Genomic DNA, 21,583 nt, shown 5'->3' with positions numbered 1-21,583 from the left:
TCATGGAACAAGTGTTAAGTTATATAGGTGAAAACATGGAAATGGTATATTTTCTGTTATTAGCCATCCTTTTGGGAGTGGAAGTGATTTCCAACGTGCCCGCCATCCTACATACCCCGCTGATGTCCGGAGCCAACGCGATCCACGGCGTGGTGGTAGTTGGCGCGATCATCGTGATGCTACAAGCTTCCCCTGACAATTACCTTGCTTTGTCAGTAGGCTTTCTTGCTGTTTTGGTGGGGACATTGAATGTCATCGGAGGATTTGTGGTGACCGACAGAATGTTGGAGATGTTTAAGAAAAAACCTAAGAAATCATGAGCCTGAACATATTGGAAATCAGTTATCTCATCGCATCCCTGACATTTATTCTGGGATTGAAAATGCTCAGCAATCCTGATTCTGCCAGAAAGGGAAACCTGATAGCTGCAGCAGGCATGTTGATCGCCATCATTGCTACTATCACTTTGTATCAGGATTTTGATTCGGAAAAGCTGGTCAATTATGGTTTGATCTTTTTGGGATTGATCATCGGAACTGTCATTGGTACTATTATGGCCAAAAGGGTTCAGATGACTTCAATGCCTCAGATGGTGTCTTTCTTCAATGGAATGGGTGGTGCCTGTGCGGCTTTGATAGCCATCATAGAATTTCAACATCACCAACACAGTACTGTGACTGGTTTTGATGGTGAATTGTTGGTGATGCTTTTGGGCTTGTTGATCGGTTCTGTCTCTTTTTCAGGATCTATCATTGCCTATGGCAAGTTGGAAGGGAAAATCCAGGACAAAGTTTTGCCCATGAACCAAGTGATCAATATGGTCATGTTGGGAGCCATCGTGGTCCTGATTGTTTACCAGATGGTCAGCGGGTCAGATCCCCTCTTATTTTATGCCCTTTTAGCAATTGCTTTGGTATATGGGATATTGTTTGTAATGCCGATCGGTGGTGCTGACATGCCTGTGGTCATATCCTTGCTCAACTCCTTTACTGGTATGGCAGCGGCTTTTGGAGGTTTTCTTTATGGAAACAAAGCCATGTTGACAGGAGGTATTTTGGTAGGTTCAGCAGGCACAATCTTAACCATTCTCATGTGTAAAGCAATGAACAGGTCACTGACCAATGTGTTGCTTGGGGCATTTGGAGGAGCAGCAGCCGGTGGAGCAAAATCTGCAAGTGGAGACCAGACAGTAAGGGAAATCAATATTTCAGATACTGCTGTATTGCTTTCTTATTCCCAAAGTGTGGTAATCGTCCCTGGCTATGGCTTGGCGGTGGCGCAGGCGCAACATATCTGCCATGAGCTTGAAAAACTATTAGAGGAAAAAGGTGTGGAAGTCAATTATGCCATCCATCCTGTGGCAGGACGTATGCCGGGACATATGAACGTGCTCTTGGCAGAAGCTGATGTGCCTTATGAAAGGATGCAGGAAATGGAAGAGATCAATTCTAAGTTTGCCAATACCGATGTAGTAGTAGTTATTGGGGCCAATGACGTGGTCAATCCTGCTGCGAAAAATGACCCTTCCTCTCCTATTTATGGCATGCCGATTCTCGAAGTCGATCAGGCAAAAAACGTCATCATCCTCAAAAGAGGGATGGCGGCAGGTTATGCCGGTATAGAAAATGAACTCTTCTTCTATCCTAAAACCAGAATGCTTTTTGGTGATGCTAAAGCTACACTTCAGAAATTGACTGCTGAGGTTAAAGAAGTTTAGAAAACTTATCCAATTTGATTAGAAAAAAAGCCCATGCTTTCAAGCTTGGGCTTTTTGCTTTTCGAATAATCAGACAATAGCATCAATAGTGGTTGGAATTTCAAATGATACTCCTGATGGGCTATTGATTGCACAATACTCCAAAAAATAAAACTGCTTTCTCCCCGAAGATACATCAACGAAGAAAAAGCAGTTTTAATAAGGATTCAAAAGAGGAAGAAACGTTCAGGAATACTAAAAAAATTGAAAAACAGATTAATTTTTTAAGTCTTCTATCGATTCTAATTTATAAATCAATTTATCTATTTCCTCTTCGATAATTGTCCAAACTATTTCATAATCAATACCGAAATATTCATGCACAATTCTGTTTCTAAATCCCCTTAGTTTTTCCCATTCTATTTCAGGATGCAAATTTTTGAAATCCGGTTCCAACTTATTTGCAGCTTCTCCAATTATTTCAAAATTCCTAGTTACTGCATCTACCGTTTTGTCATCTTCTACAAAATCCTCGAACTTGTATCCATGGGTATATCTTTTGATTTTTAAAGCCGAATCAATCATATCCTGAAGCAGCAATAATGAATCTCTTTTAGACATATTTCAATTCATTTTTAATGATATTGAAATACTTATCCTTTATTCCTTTCCTCGAAACAAGGTCTACTTTTACTCCCAGGAAAGACTCTAATTCATCAGCCAAATCGATAAACTGACTACCAATTTTACTATTAAATTCCACCAAAAGATCAATGTCACTTAATTCAGTTTGCTCCTCTCTGGAAAAAGATCCAAAAACAGCAAGTGATTCAATTGGATACCTTTCAAACAAACTCTTTTTTTTGCCTTGTAAAGCATCCATGATTTCTTTGAAGGTTTTCATAAACTATAATTAGATATTATTTTTTCCGATTTCACAAATCTACCTTACCCCAAAAACATACTCAATCTTATGGCTGTAAGTTTCTCCCGGATTCAACCTTGCTGATGGAAAATCAGGTCGGTTTGGAGAATCGGGAAAAAATTGAGGCTCAACACAGAATCCGTAATTTTTTACATAAGTCACCCCGTTGGTAGTCTGCTTGCCATCAAGAAAATTACCTGTATAAAACTGTACTCCTGGCATATTGGAATACATGATAAATACCCTTCCTGTGCCCGCATGATAAGCCTCAGCCATTTTTGCCAACTGACCATCATGTTCTTTTTTCACCACAAAGTTATGGTCATAGCCGCTTCCTGTGTCTGCAATTCTTTCTCCGATTTTGTGAGAAGTAGTAAAATCAAATGGCGTTCCCGCAACAGGTGCAATCTCTCCCGTCGGTATCAAACCGGCATCCACAGGTGTATAGTAGTCCGCAAAAATCGTCATTTCATGACCTAGGATATCTTCTTTCATATCACTCAGATTAAAATATCCATGCTGCGTAATGTTGACAATGGTGGGCTTGTCTGTAGTTGCTTCAATATCAATAGTTAGCTTATTGTCTTTTGCAAGGACAAAAGTCATCGTGGTCGTCAATGTACCGGGATAACCTTCCTCCCCGTCGGGACTGACATAGGTCATTTTGACCCCTACGGCATTTTCCAATTCCATCATTTCTGCATCCCAGATTCTTTGATTGAAACCGACTTGTCCTCCATGCAGGTGGTTTTCGCCATTATTGGTGGCCAATGAATAGGCCTGCCCATCCAATTCAAATTTACCTTTTGCGATTCTATTGGCATATCTTCCTGCGGTAGCTCCAAAAAAGTAACTGTCAGTGAGGAAGTCCTCTACATTATTATAGGTAAGCATGATATTTCCTGAATTGCCATCCCGGTCAGGCACGAGAATCCTTGAAATTGTTGCACCATAATTGGTCAATTCCACTTCCATACCATTACCGTTTTTCAGGTTAAAAACCTTGGCATCTTTGCCGTCCATTTTGATATTTTTTACCATGACTTCAAATTTGATTTGTTCTTCTGTCTTTTGTTCCTTGGGTGCTTGGCAGGAAGCCATGCAAAAGAACAAGGTGAGTGTTAGGAAATAGGTTAGGTTTTTCATTTTTAGGGGTTTATTAGGTAATATAAAACTAAATACCAGAAAATGAGCCCTATTTTTAGTGAATATCAATATTGGCATTTTCAGTGGCTTCATTTTTGGAAGTAAGGTAGAAAAACTGTTCCAACTATGAAAAAAATCATCTTATTATCATTGGCTGTAGCCACTTTAAGTGTTTCATGTGTTTCTAAAAAGAAATACGTAGAACTTCAGAATGACAAATTCCAAACTGAAGCCGCTTTGGCAGAAACAAAGTTGCAAAAAGAAGCCTTGGAAGCTGAAAAGCAAGTTTTGGAAGACAAAATGGGAAGAATTGAAGCCCGTGTTGCTGAATACAACAATAGGATCAATTCTTTGAAGGACGAAAGCGATTCCAAATTCACTTTGGACGGAAAAACTCCAATGTCTACCAATACTAAAAGTAAGCTCAATGCGACTTTGGCAAATGTATCTGCAGAAGAACTTCAGGGTGCAAACAACCTTGAAGATTCCATCAATGTGGCGATTTCGCATAACCTGAAAAAATCCATCTCTGATGGCACATCCGAACAGGATGACGACATTCAGATTACAGTAGACAAAACGGTTGTGATGATCAATGTGTCAGACAGGCTATTGTTTAACACCGGAAGCTATCAAGTGTCAAAAAACGCAGATGGTCTGCTCAAGAAATTGGCTGAAGTCATCAATTCTGAACCTTCTCTTGAAGTAATGATTGAAGGTCATACTGATCCAAGAACCATTCAGACAGGCGTGCTTCAGGACAATTGGGATTTGAGTGTTAAAAGAGCAACTTCCATAGTCAGGATCCTTGAAACCAAATACAATGTTGCTCCTGAAAAATTGATCGCAGCAGGAAGAGCAAGCTATATTCCTTTGGTGGAAAATGACTCCAAAGAAAACATGGCCAAAAACAGAAGAACCAGAATCGTCCTTATTCCGGACATGGACAAGTTTTTTGCTATGATTGAGAATTAAGACGCTACATAAAACTAAACCATTTACCACAATTAAAATCAAAAAAGCCGGGGACATCCCCGGCTTTTTTTGCTTAAATGTTGTTGGTTTTGACTTCACATGGTTCCTTTCGGTTCTTTCGCCACATAGGGTTCATACAGGTAATTTCTTGGCAAAACCTCCACACCTGTTGTAACTTTGATCGGAGCCTCACCCGGATAGGTGATTTCCACAAAATATCCTTTGAATCCCTTTTCAGGTTCCTTGATTTCCACTTCATACCTACCACTTTCATTCACCAATATTTCAGTCGAGGTCCACTTTGGTCCCAAGGCATAAATCCTAAAATCCCTGGCTTCTTCATTGTGGGCAGACCAAAGTTTAATGGATACAGGTTTTTGGCTTGGGTCTGTGGTAATCAGTATTTTTTCTCCATCAATCTTCCACTCATATTTTGGACGTGTGGTTTTATTCAAAACCGATGCATAAAAAGAAATCATATTGGGCAAAGCATCTGACTCACTCAGGTCATGCCCAAAGTTGGGCACATATTGGATATGCTTTTCTCCCGGCAGGCTATCCCAATAAAACTTCCAGCTATCAGGCAAAAAGAATTCATCCCCGGCTGCATTGATCATCAATTTTGGGATATCATACCGCTCCCGATAGGAATAAGGTTCTGTGATTTCAAGAAGTCGATCATACTCTGCTGAGCCCTGCCACTCCATGATTCCCTCTCTTACATAATCTTCCACCGCAGGAGACCATTCTCCATAATTTCTCCAATGGTGCTGAAAGGACGGGACGACATTGAGCAGGTCAATCACTATCGGTACAATAGCCACTACCCTGTCATCAACTGCCGCTGTGGTCCAAGTGGTCCATCCTCTTTTAGAGGCGCCGGCCACCACAAATTTGTCAAGCTTTTTGTTGTGCTCTTTTTGAGAAACTTCTGTGACGACATCCATCGCCAACTTAACAGCTTTAGTCATCGGCAGGCGTGACAGCCAAAAAGCGTCCTCATCTTTTGCTCCACCTTCCATAAATTTTCTCCAGCCATAGGCAATGATGGCATCTTCATACCTTTCACCAAAGGTGTCATTGGCAAAAACCAAAGGCTGGAACGGAACATTGTGGATCTGGGCCACTATAGAGTTGGTTTGCATGGCCGCTGCCAAAATCAACTCATTTGGTTCTATAGGCATCTTGGAGTTTTTGCTTCCCCCACCGATATACATCATTCCGGTGTCAAACGGTGTATCTTTGGGAATCACCACTGACACGTAATGCCACCACTCTGTTTCGTCGACAATGTCTTTGGTCAGCCAATGCTGGGAAAACATCTTTATTACATGGTAATCATACCCTTCTCCCTCAGCAGTATGAATGATTTCGTAGCGGAAAACAGAATCGGGAGCATGGACATAATCTTGGAGAACAGTATCAGATTTTTCTGATTTAGCGACCACTTCCTCCTGCTTGGTCTGACAGCTGCTGACTGCCCCCAAAATCAAGAATACGGCAAAAGCCTTAAAAATCAATTTCGACAAATATTGGTTCATGGGTATTTTGGTTTGGATGTTACAACCAAAATATAAACAAAATTTTATTTACTCCCTACTTTGCCGATTGCCCAGTATCCCTGTGTATCCAATATTTTTAAATATCAGATTGTAAAAAAAATCAGAATGATTCAAATAATTCCCTTTCCTCCCAATCCTTCAATTATTAATTTCGGCTATTGCCGTTTCCAAGGTTTCATCTTTTCCTGCCAATACATCAGGGAGACTGTTTTTGACAAAAATATCGGGAGCGAGGCCAATACCCTCATAAGACTTGCCATCAAACAACTCCACTTTTTGGGGAACCAATGAATAAAACCATCCATTCGCCAGTTCCCTTCCGATCATAGTCCCATGGGCCCCATTGGTGGTGTCACCCATCGTCAAAGCATTGGGCAGTGTCATAAATGCCATCACCATCCTCTCCCCAGCGCTAATGGTAAACCGGTCTGTCAATACCACAATTGGGATATCGATAAAATTACCGGAAGGATGGATACTCCAATCAAACCATGGAGTAAAATCATTCTGCCCTTTCCCATTTTTGGTTTTACTCCTAAAAACCAACCTGGTCTGATCTACCAATCTTCCGATTTCTGAAAATGCATAGGTAAAGTCTCCCCCGTCATTGTGCCGCATGTCTATGATCAACCCATCAGCGTTTTCATTTTCAGCCAAAAATTCATCCATCACAAAAAGGTTGTCGGATACATAATCAAAAAATATATAACCGATATTTTGCCCTTTAATCTTGCCATAAATATAGCTTTCTTCATCCCCTACCCTAAAACCCGACTCCAGGTAATTTGCTCTGATCATTTCAGTATCAAATAAGCCATCGTCAATTTTTTCTCTTCTGATTTTATTGGACACAAAAAGGATTTTGTCAGGCGCTGTCAACGTCACATGCCCATCATCCAAGGTCTCTAGCATCCCGGAAATGACATTGAAAAGCTCATCCTCGGAAGTTGCCGAACTCACCATAGGCCGGAACCTCTGGTATTCTGCCTCCCAATCGACATTTCTTTCATCAAAGGGAGCATATTCTTCTTCGAAAGTCTGCCAGATATTTTCAAATATTGCTTCGGGTTCGGTGGCAGGTTGATCCACCATCATGGATTCGCAGGAAGTAAATGCTATCAACGCACAAATTTGTATCATCAGCTTTTTCATGGTTCAAAAAGAGTAAGTGGCCTGAAATTGTAAGGAATTTCTAAAAGATGTCAGAGGGCGGGGTTTGCTGAAATGGATAAATTCAAACCAGTACCTAACACCAAATTTCCATCTTGGGTTAAGCTCCAGATCATATGTCAGATCAAAATCAAAATACTGGATCCTATTCAAGGTGGCAAATTGCCCATCGCCGATAAAGGCCATAAATGTCTTCAGCCCCGAATGCGAACTGATGTTATCGATAAATTCATCATCATTGACAAGATAGGGTGACCGGGCTACCCAAGAGAAAACCGGCAGCTGAAGCCCTGCTGTCAAGGTACTTTTTTCCCCAAGCCGATACCTGTATTGCCCAAATCCTCCCAACCCAAAAGAAGCAAAATAACCGAAACTGCTGATCCTTCCATAGACATAATTCAGCACCTGAACTTTGGAACCAAACATGCCACCATAGGTAAAACTTGATTTTCCATCCAATTTTTTCTCCTTTCCCAACAGATAATCCAGATCTATAAAGGTAAAGTAATGGGGATAAGCGTTTTCTCCTTCCCCATCAAAAATAAAAGTAAATGGCTCCGCTACCATCGGATCAAATCCGGTATATTGAATTCCTATTTTTTGATAAAATTTACCCCACCTGGAATAATCAATTCCAAATGCCGGAAAGGTCATGTCCCGATGAACCATAGGGGAAAATATCAAGTCCTGCCTGATCAGATGGCTGGGCCCAAAATAAATGGTAATATCATTTTTCTTTTCATTTTCCTGACCGTAAGCAAAGAATGCCAAAAAACAGGAAAGCACGAAAGTCATACAAAAGCTTCTCATAATAATAGTTTGGTCAATGGTGAAAATGACAACTCACACCGCATTCAAGCAAGTATGAAAAAACTGCCCAATTCCTATTTGCTAAAGGATGCAAAATTCCGTCTTCAGGTTTCCATTTGCTTCCATATTTTTAAACAAAAATTGTCAATCATGGAAAATATGGGCTGAAGTCAGGTAAAAATCACTTCACTCCAAGAGCCAGTTTTTGAAATCCTTCGCTTTTTTCTGACTGATCTTCACTTGTTTTTGATGCGGGATTTTTAAAGTCAGGTTCACCTGTCCTGACCTTTCGGTATCATACCCCATACAATTGTCACGCTGCACGATGGTCTGTCTGTTTGACCTAAAAAAATTATTTGGGGCCAGTTTACTTTCAAGTTCCTCCAAGGTACCATAGTAGACATACCTATCCCCGCTTTCCAGGTAAAGAAAAGAAATGGATCCTTCTTTTTCTATATAAATAATCTTTGTTGGATCTATGGCCATCCTGGATTTTCCTGAAAAACCAATAATTTTTTGGGGCATAACTACGGCATTTTCCCGGCTTACAGCAGACTTTTCTTTGTCTACAAAATATTGGATCACAAAAATCAGGTTAATTACAAGTATAACCACGATACTGATCGGCAACTCATATTCAAAGTAAGAAGTCTCCACAATAGACAGACCCAATACAAACTCCATATACACAAAAACCAGAAAAAAAGACACTCCCGTGACCAAGAGTACGTTGAAGAGGAATTGCAAAAGCAATCTCTTTCTGAAGTCACTGTTCCACGGATATTTTCTTTCCAAGTAAGTATTGATCCCTGACATCAGGTACGTGACCAAGAATACTATTAGCACTACACAAAACCAATCAAAATAAAACTCCCACCTTCCAAACAGTACGAAAAGTGAAATATCCTGTCCGATAGTCACAAAAAAGAACCCAGTCAAAATACTGAATACAATCATTTTTAAAAGTGAATTCATAGGCTGTCCCTGTACCGGCTGTTCACCCAAAATTACAATTTTGATATAGAAACACTAAATAGAAAAAGCCGGATTTCACAAGAAACCCAGCTTTTCAATATCCAATCAACCTTTATCTATTTGTCTTCCGGTACCAGAACTTTATCAATTACGTGGATGATACCATTGGAGGCCGAAACAGTTCCGATAATTTTGCCCCCATTGATCAGGATGCTTCCATCTGCTGTCACTTCCACCATCAGTGACCTGCCATCCGCTGTTCCCAACTTTTTATCATTGAGAAAGGTTTCAGGTTTGTAAACGCCTAACAGCACATGGTATTCTAGGATATCCCGCAGAGTCCTTTGATTTTCGGGTTTGGTCAGGGTTTCCAATGTTCCTGCTGGCAATGCGGCAAAAGCGGCATTGGTAGGTGCGAAAACTGTAAAAGGACCAACGTTAGTCAAGGCATCCACATATTGGGCTGCTTTGAGAGCTGCTACCAAAGTGGAGTGGTCGGCTGATCCCACTGCCACCTGTACGATGTTGGGATTGGAGACATCATCTTTTACAGCTGATTGTCCTTCTGATAACGTGGCAGATGTATCAGGGGTACTTTGTTGCTGCTCACCGGAACCGCCGCAGCCCGCAATCATAAGCGTCAAGACCAATAACGGAAAATATTTAATTATCGATTTCATAATATTTTGGGTTTTGAATGTAGGACAAAAATAATAAAGGATAATTTTATCCTTTATGATAAAAGTCATGATTTTCTAAAAATGGTTTTAACCCAACAAACTTTTTAAATCCCCTTTAGTCAAAAATTTACAAAAATATCAGGCAAACCTCGCCAAAACAGTCGTGCCATCACCAACTTCCTCAGCTAGCTGTTTCAGACTTTTTACAGTCAGCATGTGGATAATCTTGGTACGGACATTTGAGATTTCAAAATGAAGGGGACATGGGTTTACTTCAGAACATTGTTTCAGCCCCAAACTGCAACCATGGAATAAACCGTCACCGTCAATGGCCATAACAACATCTTTCAAGGTTTTGGATTCATGGCTCTTGTCAACAAAAAAACCTCCTGTAGGGCCTTTGAAGGAACCTACCACCTGCTGCCTGACCAAAATCTGAAGAATCTTGGCAGTGAATGCATCAGGCGCATCTATCTCCTGACCGATCTCTTTTGCTCCTACTTTTTTACCCACCAAAGATTGTTTGTGGATATAAATTACTGCTTTAATGGCGTATTGACAGGTTTTTGAAAACATATGCTGAATAAATCTAACGCAGGTGACAAGAATAGGAATAGAAACCCAAATAAAAGATATTTTAATCTTATTATCGGTAATATTTATTACAGAACTGATTGGTTTTTTTTTAGAATTTCGAAATATGAATCAAACCGGAAAAAACCTATATGACCAAAATCAAATCATCTCGAGTTTAGATAAATTGAAACATTGGGAGAAAATTTACCAAACAAAGGATTTTACCGAAGTGGGTTGGTACCAAAAAACACCAACAGTTTCTCTTTCCTTTTTTGAAGAATTCAAAATCCATAAAGAGGCCAAGATTTTGGACGTTGGTGGCGGAGATAGCTATTTAGTCGACCACCTTTTGGATTTGGGTTACTTGCACGTGTATGTCTTAGACTTATCTGCCAAAGCCATAGAAAAAGCCAAAGTAAGATTGGGAAAAGATGCCTCAAAGGTCACATGGATCAATACAGACATTTTAGACTTTGAGCCCAAAGAAAAATTTGAAGTATGGCATGACAGGGCAGCGTTCCACTTTTTGCTTGACCCAAAAGAAATAGAAAACTATGTACGAATAGCCAATGAGTCCATTTCCGAAGACGGATTGATGCTTATCGGGACTTTCTCTGACCAGGGCCCTACACATTGCAGCGGACTTCCGGTCACCCAATATTCTATCGAGAAATTGACGGAAGTTTTCAGTCCATATTTCCAAAAAACCAATTGCTTCCAAACCGACCATATCACCCCCGGAGGCTTAAGGCAACATTATACTTTTTGTTCTTTTAGAAAAATTTGAAATAAAAAAACCGATTCTTACAAGAACCGGCTTTCCAAACCAAACAACAATCAACACTGTGTATCAAGGAAATTTGAAACTTACCATCAGGAAGAAATTTCTTCCCGGAGCAAAAAGCGGCGTTCCGGTTGCCGCAATCGGTCTGTTCAAATGCTCATAGTAAGTTTCATTCAATAAGTTTTGTGCGCCACCCTTGATTGCAATAAGAGAGGAAACCGCATAACTGACATCAATGTCCAAAAGTGTAAACCTTGGACTTGCTGTTTCACTAAAGCTCCCAGAAACACGGTTTTGGTCTGCGACATATCGAAGCCTGATCGCAGAATGCAGCTTATTGTCTAAGTGGCTGCCTAATATAGAATACCTGACATCCATCGGGGCGATCTCCGGTAAAGCCTCAGAAATCACCAGATTTTGCCCATAGGTATATGCCACCATCAATTGATGACTAATTCCATAAAATAATGCCTGACTTAATGCCGCCTCAAACCCGGTTTTGACTGCACGGTCAATATTGACATATTGCCTGACTCCCGGACTTGTGGGGATTCTTGGTTTCAGTTCGGTTTTTTCGGCAGTGATATAATTATTGAGGTAAGCCGCAAACAAGTTTACCTCGGCTGTAATTTTTGATTTGCTGAATCCAAAAACCAAATCGACTTGGTTGTTGGTTTCCGATGCCAAATCAGGATTTCCAAGCATTTCATAAGGATCAACTCCCACAGGGAAATAATTGATAAACCGCTCGGTGATGCTGCCACTACGCTTGACACTTGCCAACCACAGTCCGGCATTGAAATTCTTTCCCAAATCACGCTTGATTCCTGCTGAGATCCCGGGATTTAGTTGGGTGATGGATTGGGTAGGATTGACTTGGACAAATTCCTCCGCATTGTCCGAGGCCTGGGCATTGTTTACATCCAACCTTCCTGCCAAACTGACCACATAATTGCCTATCGGCGCATGAATAGAGGCAAAAGCCCCTGACTTTGTTATCCGGGAATCCTGCCACACTTTATCGTAGATAGTTTTTCCCGCATTCGGCCCCATCAAAAACTCTCTTTCTCTTGTTCCTTGGGCAGCTTCTGACCTGAAATCCGCTCCTGCGTATAATTTTTCCTTTCCCAATTGCCAAAGTCCTTCTGTTCTTGCTCCAAGGTTTTGGGTGTTGGCTGGGGTTTTTGCATTCATCATGCGGGGATTGAGATCTCTCAACCCGTTGTCCATCAAATGATCGACAAAAGTAAAATATCCCGATGTATTCCATTTTTGCAGTTTTCTACCTTGAAAGCTTCGGGTATGCCTCAGACTCCCCATCCATGTATCGTCTGACCTTAGGTCCATCGCCAAAGTCGGGAAATCCACATCTCTGGCAAAATTTCTATTGACTGTCACCTGCAAAAGATCAGAATTTGAAATCTTAAAATCCCCAAACATCCCGACAGTTCCTCTTTGGAAGTTTGCCGGAACAAAATTCCCATCTCCGTCAACGTAATCTGTTCCTTTCGACCAGGAACCAAGCAACCCGATATCATAATTATGACCGTTGAATCCGACCCTTCCTTCGTTTCTTAATACATTTCCATTGGATTCATACATGGTCGAAAACCTTCCGTTTACACCGCCTTGGGAAGAGAAAAAAGGATCTTCCTGAATGAAGTTGATCGTACCTCCCAATCCGATACCGTATCGAAGCGCATGTGGCCCTTTAAGGATTTCAATCTGTTTGATTCTGTTAAGTGCAATTTGAGAAGTCGGAGGATCCATTCTGTTGGGACAGGCAGCATTAGCAGACTGCAATCCATCAATGACTATGTTGAGTTGATCGTATTTGAATCCACGCATGACAGGGTCAAAAGCAAAAGCGCCGCTTTTTCTGATGGAAGAAACTACCGGATTGAGATTGAGGATGGCCCCTGCATCATGGTGAAGCCTTTCCTGATCTGAAATCAGAATTTTTTGGTCCTTTTCATCCATCATTTTTAAAGAAATGACAGAAACTGGCTGGAGATTGAGGATATTTTCTTGACGAAGGAGAACTCCTTTTTCCAATACTTTCAGAAGCGAGCCTTCATCCAAGGTCCATTTTCCATAATTGATATGGCTGAAATGGATGGATGTCCCTGCTTCATACTCCAATTGGATAAATCCTTTCTCGTCAGAAAGTCCCTTTTGGGAGGCATAATAGTAAATGAGACCAATAATTGGTTCTTGGGTTTGCTGATCAAGAACCTGAAATTTTTTAAGGTTTTGGGGAAATGAACTGCTGATGGACAAGGCAAGAAAAATCATTGCCAACAAAATGGATTTTTGGAATGGTAGGTAAGATTTCATGATTGATAATTCTTTTTGGTAGAGGTTTTTGGACAGGAAAATCCAAGCTAAATCTGCTATGGGGCAGTTTTAGCTAATGACCGCACCGTAAAATGCTTTCCTGCTAAAGCGTTGCTTCTTGGGAAAAGAATTTTTTGAATTGCGGTTTAAGAAAAATCAGGAAATCAACTTTGCGGTGGATGAAAAAAATCATAAGCGTTCGGAAGCATATTTTTATTTTCATCCAAATCTCCAAAAACCGGATCAATAGAGGTCCAAAAAGGTATAATATTAAAAGCAGTGACAGGCATGCCATAAATCAGCAACAATCCTTCAAAGGCAAAGTCCTGTTGGTTATCTTCCTGATCTTGAGCCTGATCGAGTCTCCTGCCCAATTCACACTTGCCGTTACACTTGAGTTCAGGCCGGTCCTGATTGATGCAAAAAAGTGCAGTGATTTCTTTCCTGTTCATGAAAAATTCTGCCTGAATCACCGAATACATCATGCCGTTGAGCACGATGATCAGGGATAGAAAGATATGTAGGCTACTTTTCAACATGACAGGGCAATTTGTACTTATAATCTAAATCAGTGCGTGATTTTGGTCACAGGTTTTTAGGTTTACTTAAACTTCCTCTTGCGTAATTTTTAACTTCTTGCTGTACCCAATGCTCTTTGGCTTAAAATCATTTTGATTAATGTGATCATCGCCATGAGAGCAAACATTCCCAAAATGGTCCATCCATTGATCATTCCAAAGAAAGTCCTCCACTCGGGTAAACCTATCAGACTGACTAGGATTCTTCCGAATAAACTCACTTGGAAAACTATCCATCCTACCCAAAGAATAGGATGATAGGGAGTATGCCTTATATTCAAGACCATCGGAAGTATGATTGGTGCATGAGCCCAGATCATCGAAAATGCAAATCCCAAAAAGAAAGTATGGATATACAAGTCGTAATACAGGACGTGTGGTTCAAAGAAACAAAGTATAATCCCGTGTAAGGTCAACCAAACATATCCTACCCGAAGACCAATGCCTATGTATTTGAATTGATCGGCTTTTTTGGCAGCGATCTTGGCCATGTCGAAATGAAGTAGCCAAAATGAAATCATAATGGAACAAGTACCCATAAGCCAATTGCCATACCGATGGAATGGAATCCATATCCCGATAAAAAACAAGGTCAACAACAGCAAAAGGCCACTTTTTGCAATCTTGGGTATGGGAAGGAATTTGCTCAACTCCAGCCTCTCTCCCACTATCGTAAACAAAATGAACCCAATCCACCAAGGAACAGCCGCAGGCACAAATCCTGAATAGAGTAGCATGAAATTTCCCGCCATCCAAAGTACAGCCCCCATCGTCATCACATACTGGTATATTACCGGGTGCCTGTGGGATTGAAGATACATGATTGCCATCAATCCGAGGCTAGCCAAAAATAGAAGCGCATTTGCAAAAGCGGGCCATCCCGGTACCAACAACAAAACCGGGATGGAAAGCCCACTAATGAGGGGAATAAGCAACCATATTCTACTTTTCATGACCATTGCCCGCTCCAAAGAAATCAGCGTACCCAAAAACCCTCCTACCATCAAAATCCCATGGCTTGCTGCAGTACCGGGGATGGGAAATCCTACATACCCCATTCTGATCCATCCACCTGCGACTCCCATCAACAGGGCTAGAACAACAAGAGGAAAAAGATAAATGGGTTTGGCCAGCTTCATTATTAAGTCGGATTTTTGGAGAAAATTAAGTCCGCTAGTGGTCAATGAATTTGACTTGGCATTTTGTAATCTACCCAAGTCAGGTCATTAAGAATGGCTTCCGCCATGTAGTCCAATACCAATTCGGGATTGATATGCTCTTTTCCACAGACCTCTAGCAATGTTTTTTCTTTACAATTATCATAATCAATTCCAAGCTTTTTGAAAACTCCAATCGCTCTCAAGTCTGTGTTGACTATCTCCCTCATTTTAAATTCTTTGAAATTTTTCATAATTAACCTGTTTATAAAAGGATATAACCATCCTTTATTATTAGAAAATGAAGGGAGCTTTTGCTCCCCATATTGCTATACAAATATAAAAGAAAAATATTATCGGACAAATATATCCTTTATTATTTTTTCTTATGCTTTAACCAATTCCATGGAGCTTATTTTTTCTTTCAATTCTGAAAGTTGATTCCTCATTTTCTCCACCACCTCTTCGGTATCGAGTGGAAAAGAAGCAATCAATTCCTGGTAATAGGCAATTCCCTGAGACAGATTTGATTTGAATTTTTCAACATAGACCTCAAATTTTTGTGTTCTTTCAGGTATCGATTTCCCGATTTCGTGCTGAAGGTGTTGCACATAGAGTTGAAGTTCCTTTACAAATACCTGCGGCCTTTCAGGATCAAGTATGATATTGGCTTTCCCATATATGTGATCTAACATCTCTTTAAGGCTAAAAACCCCTTTAAAATAAGCCAGATTGGGACCCGGACAAATGGTTACAGCCTTTAGGTTTCTTTTTGGTTCTTCTCCTTGATTCAGAATGACTGAAGCACTCAGCCCTTCACAAAGACAGTCTTTTTCCAATACCTCCTCCACCTCAGGCAGGCGGGCATTTCCTTCGGCATATTGTTTCAACTTGAGGTTTTGGTATTCGCGCGATGCAGTGCAGATAGGTTTGGAAGAAAACTCTGTACTAAATGACAGGAACTTTTTGTAGCAGGGACTTCCCGGTCTGTTTTTTTCAATCCTCGAAAGCCGCTGTTCTTCTCCGCTGCTTGTTCGGAGGTTATTGAAAGGCACACCCAACGGTGATGCATGGCTGAGGTAATAATCTGATTTTCGGGATTGGATCAACCTGTCCAAAGTATCCTTGTCCACACTCGTCGCCTCTGGCACGAGCAAAAAAGGGCTTCCCCAACCGGTACCGTCTAGTTGGTAATAATTCATCAGGAATTTGTCTTCTGCTGCAGAACCAATACCGCCTTGATAGGTGATCTTCGGCATGATATCATCTGAAAGAAGTTGACTACCCTTGTCAGTCAAAGCCTTTTGGCAAGTATCAAACAATACCTGTCTCAATTCCGCTCTGTTGTTTTTGAATTCCTCCAATATCGGGCCGATCAACAGACCGTCCGTGGCGAAGGCATGACCCCCACAGTTGAGTCCCGATTCTATCCTGAATTCCGATACCCACAATCCTTTCTTTGCCAAAAACCTTCCCTGAATCAAAGCGGAACGATAATCACTTACTTTGAGGATGATGCCTTTTTTGATTTTTCCATTTTGGTCAGGAAAAAAATCTGCGAACTGCTCTGCATATCCATAGAGCGAAGGATTCATCCCGGCAGAAAACACAACGGAAGATTCCAATTCACTTTCTGCAAATCCCCTAAGGGCAGAGAGGGCATCTGAATATTCCCTTGGCAGTTCATTTCCTTCTTTGTCAAAGTTGATTTTGTCCACTTTGGTCATGATGTTGACATCAATTTTGCCGGGGGAAATGGCGGCTTTCAACCTGCTTTGGATAGCTGCCTTGGCTTCCCCCACTTCCTGCTTCATTTTTTCATAAAGCACTTTTAGACCATGGTTTTCCGGCAACAAAGTGAAATATTCATTGATAGCAATGCCGTATTCAAAAGATTGGGATTTGAGTTCTTCTATTTGCTTACTCACAGCATCGTGTATCAAATTGAGGTAGGCTTTGATCCTGTTGGCACGGGAATCATCGGTTTTGTCGCTGATCGGCAGGTAAGGAATCTGTAATTTTCTGCTGTAAATGCGCCTCAGGTCTTCCAACATGTGGTCATCCATGATGGAGACCACAGAGGAAATCCCGTATTTGGCAACTTTGATTGGGGTGTCAGCGGTAAAACCCAATCCCATAACAGGGATATGGAAACTATGTGTGGCTGCTTGGGAACGGAACATAAGCAAAGACTTTATTTATAATTTATTCGTGAAAAGATCATTATCAAGCGGGCAAAGCTAAAGTCATTATGAAGCCGATTAAGGAACCTCAGTCATCTTGAGACATGATTTTGGTCAGGAAAATGATGACAGAGCTTTTATTTAGCTTTTTGAAGTTTGTTTGGATATGGGTCCCTATTTTAAGTGTGGAACACTTTCCCATGTGACAAAAGAAGTTTCGGTTTCAAATAGGACTATTTTTCTGAGGTAAATAGAAACTGGCAATGCTTTTTCCAATTCTGTTACCATCCAAAGAACCATCCTTTCTGCGGTGGGTTCGTAATCCATCCAAAAAACCCTTTGTTCAAGCAGTGAAAAATCGTTGATGTTTTTCGCATTTCTTTGGAGGATAAAACTGTGGTCAAATTGCCGTATAACGGATTCATTTACCAAATCCTTCAATACTTTAAAGTCAATAAGCATGTCATCTTCTCCAATCTCCTTGCCTGTGACAGTAATTTGTATTTTGTAACTGTGGCCATGAACCCTGCTGCAAGAGCCCTGATAATTTGAAATTCGATGGGCCGCTTCGAAACTGAAAATTTTTGTAATACTCAGCATTGTTTACATTTCAGATCCACCCTTCAATGTATTTTTCAGCACCTGTCCAATAATGGCTAAAAATGAAAATCGATTAAATCCAGGTGTACACTTCTGAATAAACCTTCCTTCAATGCTGATAAATCAGGGTATTTTGTCTTTTTTATTGGAGGACAAATTTATCCTTTATTTTCTTATTAACCAAAATAATTTAAGACAAAAAAGTATGATTTATCTCACAGCGTGCCATGACCAAACTCCTTAATGGATAAATACTGAATTTTTACATTGGAAAAGTTTTTGTAAAAACTTAAAAATAAAACCACCGATATGGAGCAATATGTTATCAAAAGAAATGGCGAATATGCGGCTTTTGAGCCGTACAAAATTGAAGATGCCCTCAAAAAGGGCTTTGAAAGTGTAAACGTCCTGTATAACCAGACCATCTTTGAAAATATTCTAAATAGTTTGGCAGAAAAAACGACTTGGTCAGTAGAAGAAATTCAGGATAAAATAGAAAAAGAACTTTTTTCAGCTGGATATTTTTCAGTCATGCGTTCCTTCATGCTTTACAGACACACCCGAAAACTCCAACGGGAACATGTAGCCGGATTGAATGAGGATACGACCTATGTGGACAGTACCCAGACTATAGAAGAATATGTCCACCAAACGGATTGGCGGATCAATGCAAACGCAAATACCTCCTACTCTAATGCCGGATTGGTCAACAATGTAGCCGGAAAAATCATTGCTAATTATTGGCTTGACAAAATTTACAGTAAAGAGGAAGGCTACTCTCACCGCAATGGTGATATCCACATCCATGATCTGGATTGCCTTACAGGATATTGCGCAGGATGGAGTTTGCGGGTGTTACTAAATGAAGGATTCAACGGTGTCAGAGGCCGGGTCGAGAGCAAAGCCCCGTCCCATTTCAGGGAAGCCCTTGGACAGATGGCCAATTTCCTAGGCATCCTTCAGAGTGAATGGGCCGGTGCCCAGGCTTTCAGTTCTTTTGACACGTATCTTGCCCCTTATATATTTAAAGACAACTTACCTTACAAAGAGGTAGAGAAAGCAATCAGGTCATTTGTCTATAACCTCAACGTTCCGGCCAGATGGGGACAATCTCCTTTTACAAACATCACCTTGGATTGGGTCGTGCCGGAAGATCTCAAAGACCAGATTCCTACTAAAAACGATCTGCACTTTTTCAGGGGTTTGCAAAATGAGGATTTGATCTCAAAAGCAAAAGAGAGAGGTGTCCATTCTTTGGAAGAATTGACTTACAAGCACTTTCAGGCTGAAATGAACCTGATCAACAAAGCATATTATACCATTATGACGGAAGGAGATGCCAATGGGCAACCATTTACCTTCCCTATCCCCACAGTCAACATCACTGAGGATTTTGATTGGTATGGACCAAACACCGACCTGCTTTTTGAAAATACAGCCAAAATCGGTTCCTCGTACTTTCAAAATTTCATTGGCAGTCAATACACCTTTGATGAGTCTGGAAAAAAAGTTGAAAATCCACTCGCCTATAAACCAAATGCTGTCAGAAGCATGTGTTGCAGACTTCAGTTGGACCTCAGAGAACTGCTAAAAAGAGGAAATGGACTCTTTGGAAGTGCCGAGATGACCGGTAGCATCGGTGTGGTCACCATCAACATGGCGAGACTGGGTTACATTTACAAAGGCAACAAGACCGGTTTATTCCAAAGACTTGACCACTTGATGGAAATAGCCAAATCCACTTTAGAAAAGAAACGGGTATTTATCCAAGACATGTTTGACAGGGGACTTTATCCCTACACAAAACGCTATCTGCCGCATTTTAGAAATCATTTTTCAACCATTGGAGTCAATGGTATGAATGAAATGATCCTAAACTACACTTTGGGAAGAGATGATATTACAAGTCATTTTGGTCAAAGCCTAACCAACGAAATACTCGACTATATCCGTAACAGAATGAAAATCTTTCAAGAAAGTACAGGTAACCTATACAACTTGGAGGCAACTCCGGCAGAAGGCACTACCTACCGATTTGCGAAAGAAGATAAAAAGAGGTTTCCGGATATCATTCAGGCAGGTTCAGGACCTAACATTTATTATACAAACAGCTCTCAGGTTCCTGTTGATTTCACAGATGACCCATTTGAAGCGCTGCTCCTCCAAGATGAGCTACAGTGCAAGTACACGGGAGGTACTGTTCTCCACCTGTATATGAGAGAGAAAATCAGTTCTCCTGAAGCCTGTAGAAACTTGGTAAAAAAGGTGCTTTCCAATTTTAAGCTCCCTTACATTACTGTTACACCTGTATTCAGCATTTGCCCGACACATGGGTATTTGTCAGGAGAACATGAGTACTGCCCAAAATGCGATGAAATATTATTAGAAACTATAAACCAAAATCCAAATGATTATGCAAACCATCCTTGAAACAAATTCTGTTCACAAAACAAAAACCCAACTGGAAATCCTTGAAGATAAGAGGACAAAATGCCTTGTTTATACAAGAGTAATGGGATATCACCGACCGGTTGAAAGTTTTAACATAGGCAAAAAAGGAGAACACAAACAACGCCAGCATTTTGAAGAAAAATAGCAAAAACACGGGTGTCATTTACGACCTCACTCCTTTTACATTATTGGATTTCCCTGATAAAACAGCCTGCATCCTTTGGTTTGCAGGCTGTAATATGAGATGCGGATATTGTTACAACCCGCTTATCGTAGAGGGAAAAGGAAAGATAACTTTTGACGACGTGCTCCACTTTTTAGAAAAAAGGAAGAATCTCCTGGACGGAGTAGTCTTCAGCGGGGGTGAATGTACCCTGCACGAGGGCAGTATTTGGCTAGCCAAAACAATCAAAGACTTAGGCATATCAGTCAAAATCGACACAAATGGAAGCAGACCTTTGACTTTAAAAAAATTTATAGACCAAGATCTAGTTGATTATTTAGCCCTTGATTTCAAATCAATGCCAAAAAACTTTTCTACGATCACAAGATCCCATTTATTCCATCTTTTTGAAGAAAGCCTCGACTTGCTGATAAATTCCGACATTCCGTTTGAGGTAAGGACTACCCTACATTCTGAGCTCATTTCTGAAGATGAACTGGAGGAAATGGTCAGGTTTTTAATATCAAAAGGCTTCACAGGAAATTATTTTTTACAGCATTTCATAGATGAAACCCCTACCCTTGAACTCCTACCCAAAAGCACTAAAAGGAAATATTCCAAAGAATACTCTTCCGCAGGTTTGACTGTAATATGGAGAAACTAAAAAAGGCGGATCCATAAGTTCCGCCCTTTCCCCTCGATTAAAACCACAACAATATTTAATTTTTTGACATTTCCTCAAATGAACTTCCCTTCAAAATTCGATTCCGTCTACAGTTGGGTACACAAATTATTTGCCCTTTGAAACTTGGTAA

At 40.6% G+C, this 21,583-nt stretch carries 22 protein-coding genes; 7 read left to right on the top strand and 15 right to left on the bottom strand.

The window, feature by feature from the left end; genetic code table 11:
• Window positions 1–2: 2 nt before the first annotated feature.
• Both NU887_RS02545 and NU887_RS02540 read left to right on the top strand, forming a co-directional pair.
• On the top strand, window positions 3–320 hold the full coding sequence (locus NU887_RS02545) for an NAD(P) transhydrogenase subunit alpha part 2 (protein ID WP_113924364.1): 318 nt from the start codon (window positions 3–5) through the stop codon (window positions 318–320).
• Window positions 317–1,717 (top strand): NAD(P)(+) transhydrogenase (Re/Si-specific) subunit beta, encoded by a 1,401-nt coding sequence (locus NU887_RS02540; protein ID WP_258421785.1) that lies wholly within the window; start codon window positions 317–319, stop codon window positions 1,715–1,717. The genes NU887_RS02545 and NU887_RS02540 overlap by 4 nt, the downstream gene beginning before the upstream one ends.
• Before the next feature lie 255 nt (window positions 1,718–1,972).
• Here the strand turns inward: NU887_RS02540 and NU887_RS02535 are convergent, their stop codons facing one another.
• From NU887_RS02535 to NU887_RS02525, 3 genes are read right to left on the bottom strand one after another with little or no spacing between them, the layout of a single operon-like run.
• Window positions 1,973–2,317: a HepT-like ribonuclease domain-containing protein gene (locus NU887_RS02535; RefSeq protein WP_258421784.1), complete on the bottom strand. Its 345-nt coding sequence runs from the start codon at window positions 2,315–2,317 to the stop codon at window positions 1,973–1,975.
• The gene (locus tag NU887_RS02530) at window positions 2,310–2,600 is read right to left on the bottom strand and encodes a nucleotidyltransferase family protein (RefSeq protein WP_258421783.1); all 291 of its coding nucleotides are present in this window, start codon (window positions 2,598–2,600) and stop codon (window positions 2,310–2,312) included. Before NU887_RS02530 ends, NU887_RS02535 begins: the two co-directional genes overlap by 8 nt.
• A 39-nt stretch (window positions 2,601–2,639) precedes the next feature.
• Entirely contained in the window at window positions 2,640–3,767 is a 1,128-nt protein-coding gene (locus NU887_RS02525; protein ID WP_258421782.1) for an aldose epimerase family protein, read from the bottom strand.
• Window positions 3,768–3,893: 126 nt separating this feature from the next.
• On the opposite strand from NU887_RS02525, the gene NU887_RS02520 reads away from it, so the two are divergent.
• Window positions 3,894–4,742, top strand: coding sequence for an OmpA/MotB family protein (locus tag NU887_RS02520; RefSeq protein WP_258421781.1), 849 nt, complete (start codon window positions 3,894–3,896; stop codon window positions 4,740–4,742).
• Window positions 4,743–4,837: 95 nt separating this feature from the next.
• On the opposite strand, the gene NU887_RS02515 is transcribed toward NU887_RS02520, so the two are convergent.
• The 6 genes from NU887_RS02515 to NU887_RS02490 all read right to left on the bottom strand — a co-directional run bounded on the left by NU887_RS02515 (window position 4,838) and on the right by NU887_RS02490 (window position 10,515).
• Window positions 4,838–6,283 (bottom strand): PhoPQ-activated pathogenicity-related family protein, encoded by a 1,446-nt coding sequence (locus NU887_RS02515; protein ID WP_258421780.1) that lies wholly within the window; start codon window positions 6,281–6,283, stop codon window positions 4,838–4,840.
• Window positions 6,284–6,442: 159 nt separating this feature from the next.
• Entirely contained in the window at window positions 6,443–7,456 is a 1,014-nt protein-coding gene (locus NU887_RS02510) for a S41 family peptidase (RefSeq protein ID WP_258421779.1), read from the bottom strand.
• A 3-nt stretch (window positions 7,457–7,459) separates the two neighbouring features.
• Window positions 7,460–8,284 carry a hypothetical protein gene (locus NU887_RS02505; RefSeq protein WP_258421778.1) on the bottom strand — a complete coding sequence of 275 codons (825 nt, stop codon included), beginning with the start codon at window positions 8,282–8,284 and terminating at the stop codon, window positions 7,460–7,462.
• 186 nt (window positions 8,285–8,470) lie between these two features.
• The gene (locus tag NU887_RS02500; RefSeq protein WP_258421777.1) at window positions 8,471–9,259 is read right to left on the bottom strand and encodes a LytTR family DNA-binding domain-containing protein; all 789 of its coding nucleotides are present in this window, start codon (window positions 9,257–9,259) and stop codon (window positions 8,471–8,473) included.
• A gap of 116 nt (window positions 9,260–9,375) precedes the next feature.
• On the bottom strand, window positions 9,376–9,939 hold the full coding sequence (locus tag NU887_RS02495) for a fasciclin domain-containing protein (protein WP_258421776.1): 564 nt from the start codon (window positions 9,937–9,939) through the stop codon (window positions 9,376–9,378).
• A gap of 138 nt (window positions 9,940–10,077) precedes the next feature.
• On the bottom strand, window positions 10,078–10,515 hold the full coding sequence (locus NU887_RS02490; protein WP_258421775.1) for an RrF2 family transcriptional regulator: 438 nt from the start codon (window positions 10,513–10,515) through the stop codon (window positions 10,078–10,080).
• Between the two features lie 124 nt (window positions 10,516–10,639).
• On the opposite strand from NU887_RS02490, the gene NU887_RS02485 reads away from it, so the two are divergent.
• Window positions 10,640–11,302 (top strand): class I SAM-dependent methyltransferase, encoded by a 663-nt coding sequence (locus NU887_RS02485; RefSeq protein WP_258421774.1) that lies wholly within the window; start codon window positions 10,640–10,642, stop codon window positions 11,300–11,302.
• Window positions 11,303–11,365: 63 nt separating this feature from the next.
• Here NU887_RS02485 and NU887_RS02480 read toward each other — a convergent pair whose 3' ends face one another.
• The 6 genes from NU887_RS02480 to queD form a co-directional block, all read right to left on the bottom strand.
• Window positions 11,366–13,636: a TonB-dependent receptor domain-containing protein gene (locus NU887_RS02480; RefSeq protein ID WP_258421773.1), complete on the bottom strand. Its 2,271-nt coding sequence runs from the start codon at window positions 13,634–13,636 to the stop codon at window positions 11,366–11,368.
• Between the two features lie 164 nt (window positions 13,637–13,800).
• Complete coding sequence (locus tag NU887_RS02475; protein WP_258421772.1) at window positions 13,801–14,175, bottom strand: hypothetical protein; 375 nt, start codon at window positions 14,173–14,175, stop codon at window positions 13,801–13,803.
• Between the two features lie 89 nt (window positions 14,176–14,264).
• A complete protein-coding gene (locus NU887_RS02470) occupies window positions 14,265–15,353 on the bottom strand; it encodes a hypothetical protein (protein ID WP_258421771.1) in 1,089 nt (362 codons plus the stop codon).
• A 41-nt stretch (window positions 15,354–15,394) separates the two neighbouring features.
• Entirely contained in the window at window positions 15,395–15,625 is a 231-nt protein-coding gene (locus NU887_RS02465; RefSeq protein ID WP_258421770.1) for a hypothetical protein, read from the bottom strand.
• A gap of 132 nt (window positions 15,626–15,757) precedes the next feature.
• Window positions 15,758–17,554 carry a hypothetical protein gene (locus NU887_RS02460; RefSeq protein WP_258421769.1) on the bottom strand — a complete coding sequence of 599 codons (1,797 nt, stop codon included), beginning with the start codon at window positions 17,552–17,554 and terminating at the stop codon, window positions 15,758–15,760.
• A gap of 174 nt (window positions 17,555–17,728) precedes the next feature.
• The gene (gene queD / locus NU887_RS02455) at window positions 17,729–18,154 is read right to left on the bottom strand and encodes a 6-carboxytetrahydropterin synthase QueD (RefSeq protein ID WP_258421768.1); all 426 of its coding nucleotides are present in this window, start codon (window positions 18,152–18,154) and stop codon (window positions 17,729–17,731) included.
• A 309-nt stretch (window positions 18,155–18,463) separates the two neighbouring features.
• Here queD and NU887_RS02450 point away from each other — a divergent pair, with 309 nt between their 5' ends.
• From NU887_RS02450 to NU887_RS02440, 3 genes are read left to right on the top strand one after another with little or no spacing between them, the layout of a single operon-like run.
• Window positions 18,464–20,584: a ribonucleoside triphosphate reductase gene (locus NU887_RS02450; RefSeq protein ID WP_258421767.1), complete on the top strand. Its 2,121-nt coding sequence runs from the start codon at window positions 18,464–18,466 to the stop codon at window positions 20,582–20,584.
• Window positions 20,568–20,750 (top strand): anaerobic ribonucleoside-triphosphate reductase, encoded by a 183-nt coding sequence (gene nrdD / locus NU887_RS02445; protein ID WP_258421766.1) that lies wholly within the window; start codon window positions 20,568–20,570, stop codon window positions 20,748–20,750. The genes NU887_RS02450 and nrdD overlap by 17 nt, the downstream gene beginning before the upstream one ends.
• Window positions 20,737–21,432 carry an anaerobic ribonucleoside-triphosphate reductase activating protein gene (locus NU887_RS02440; protein ID WP_258421765.1) on the top strand — a complete coding sequence of 232 codons (696 nt, stop codon included), beginning with the start codon at window positions 20,737–20,739 and terminating at the stop codon, window positions 21,430–21,432. Before nrdD ends, NU887_RS02440 begins: the two co-directional genes overlap by 14 nt.
• The last annotated feature ends 151 nt before the right edge of the window (window positions 21,433–21,583 follow it).

This window comes from Aquiflexum gelatinilyticum (genome assembly GCF_024741135.1).
Taxonomy (GTDB): Bacteria; Bacteroidota; Bacteroidia; order Cytophagales; family Cyclobacteriaceae; genus Cognataquiflexum; species Cognataquiflexum gelatinilyticum.
The sequence above is the reverse complement of the archived record's forward strand: the minus strand, read 5'-3'. Positions and strand labels throughout refer to the sequence as shown.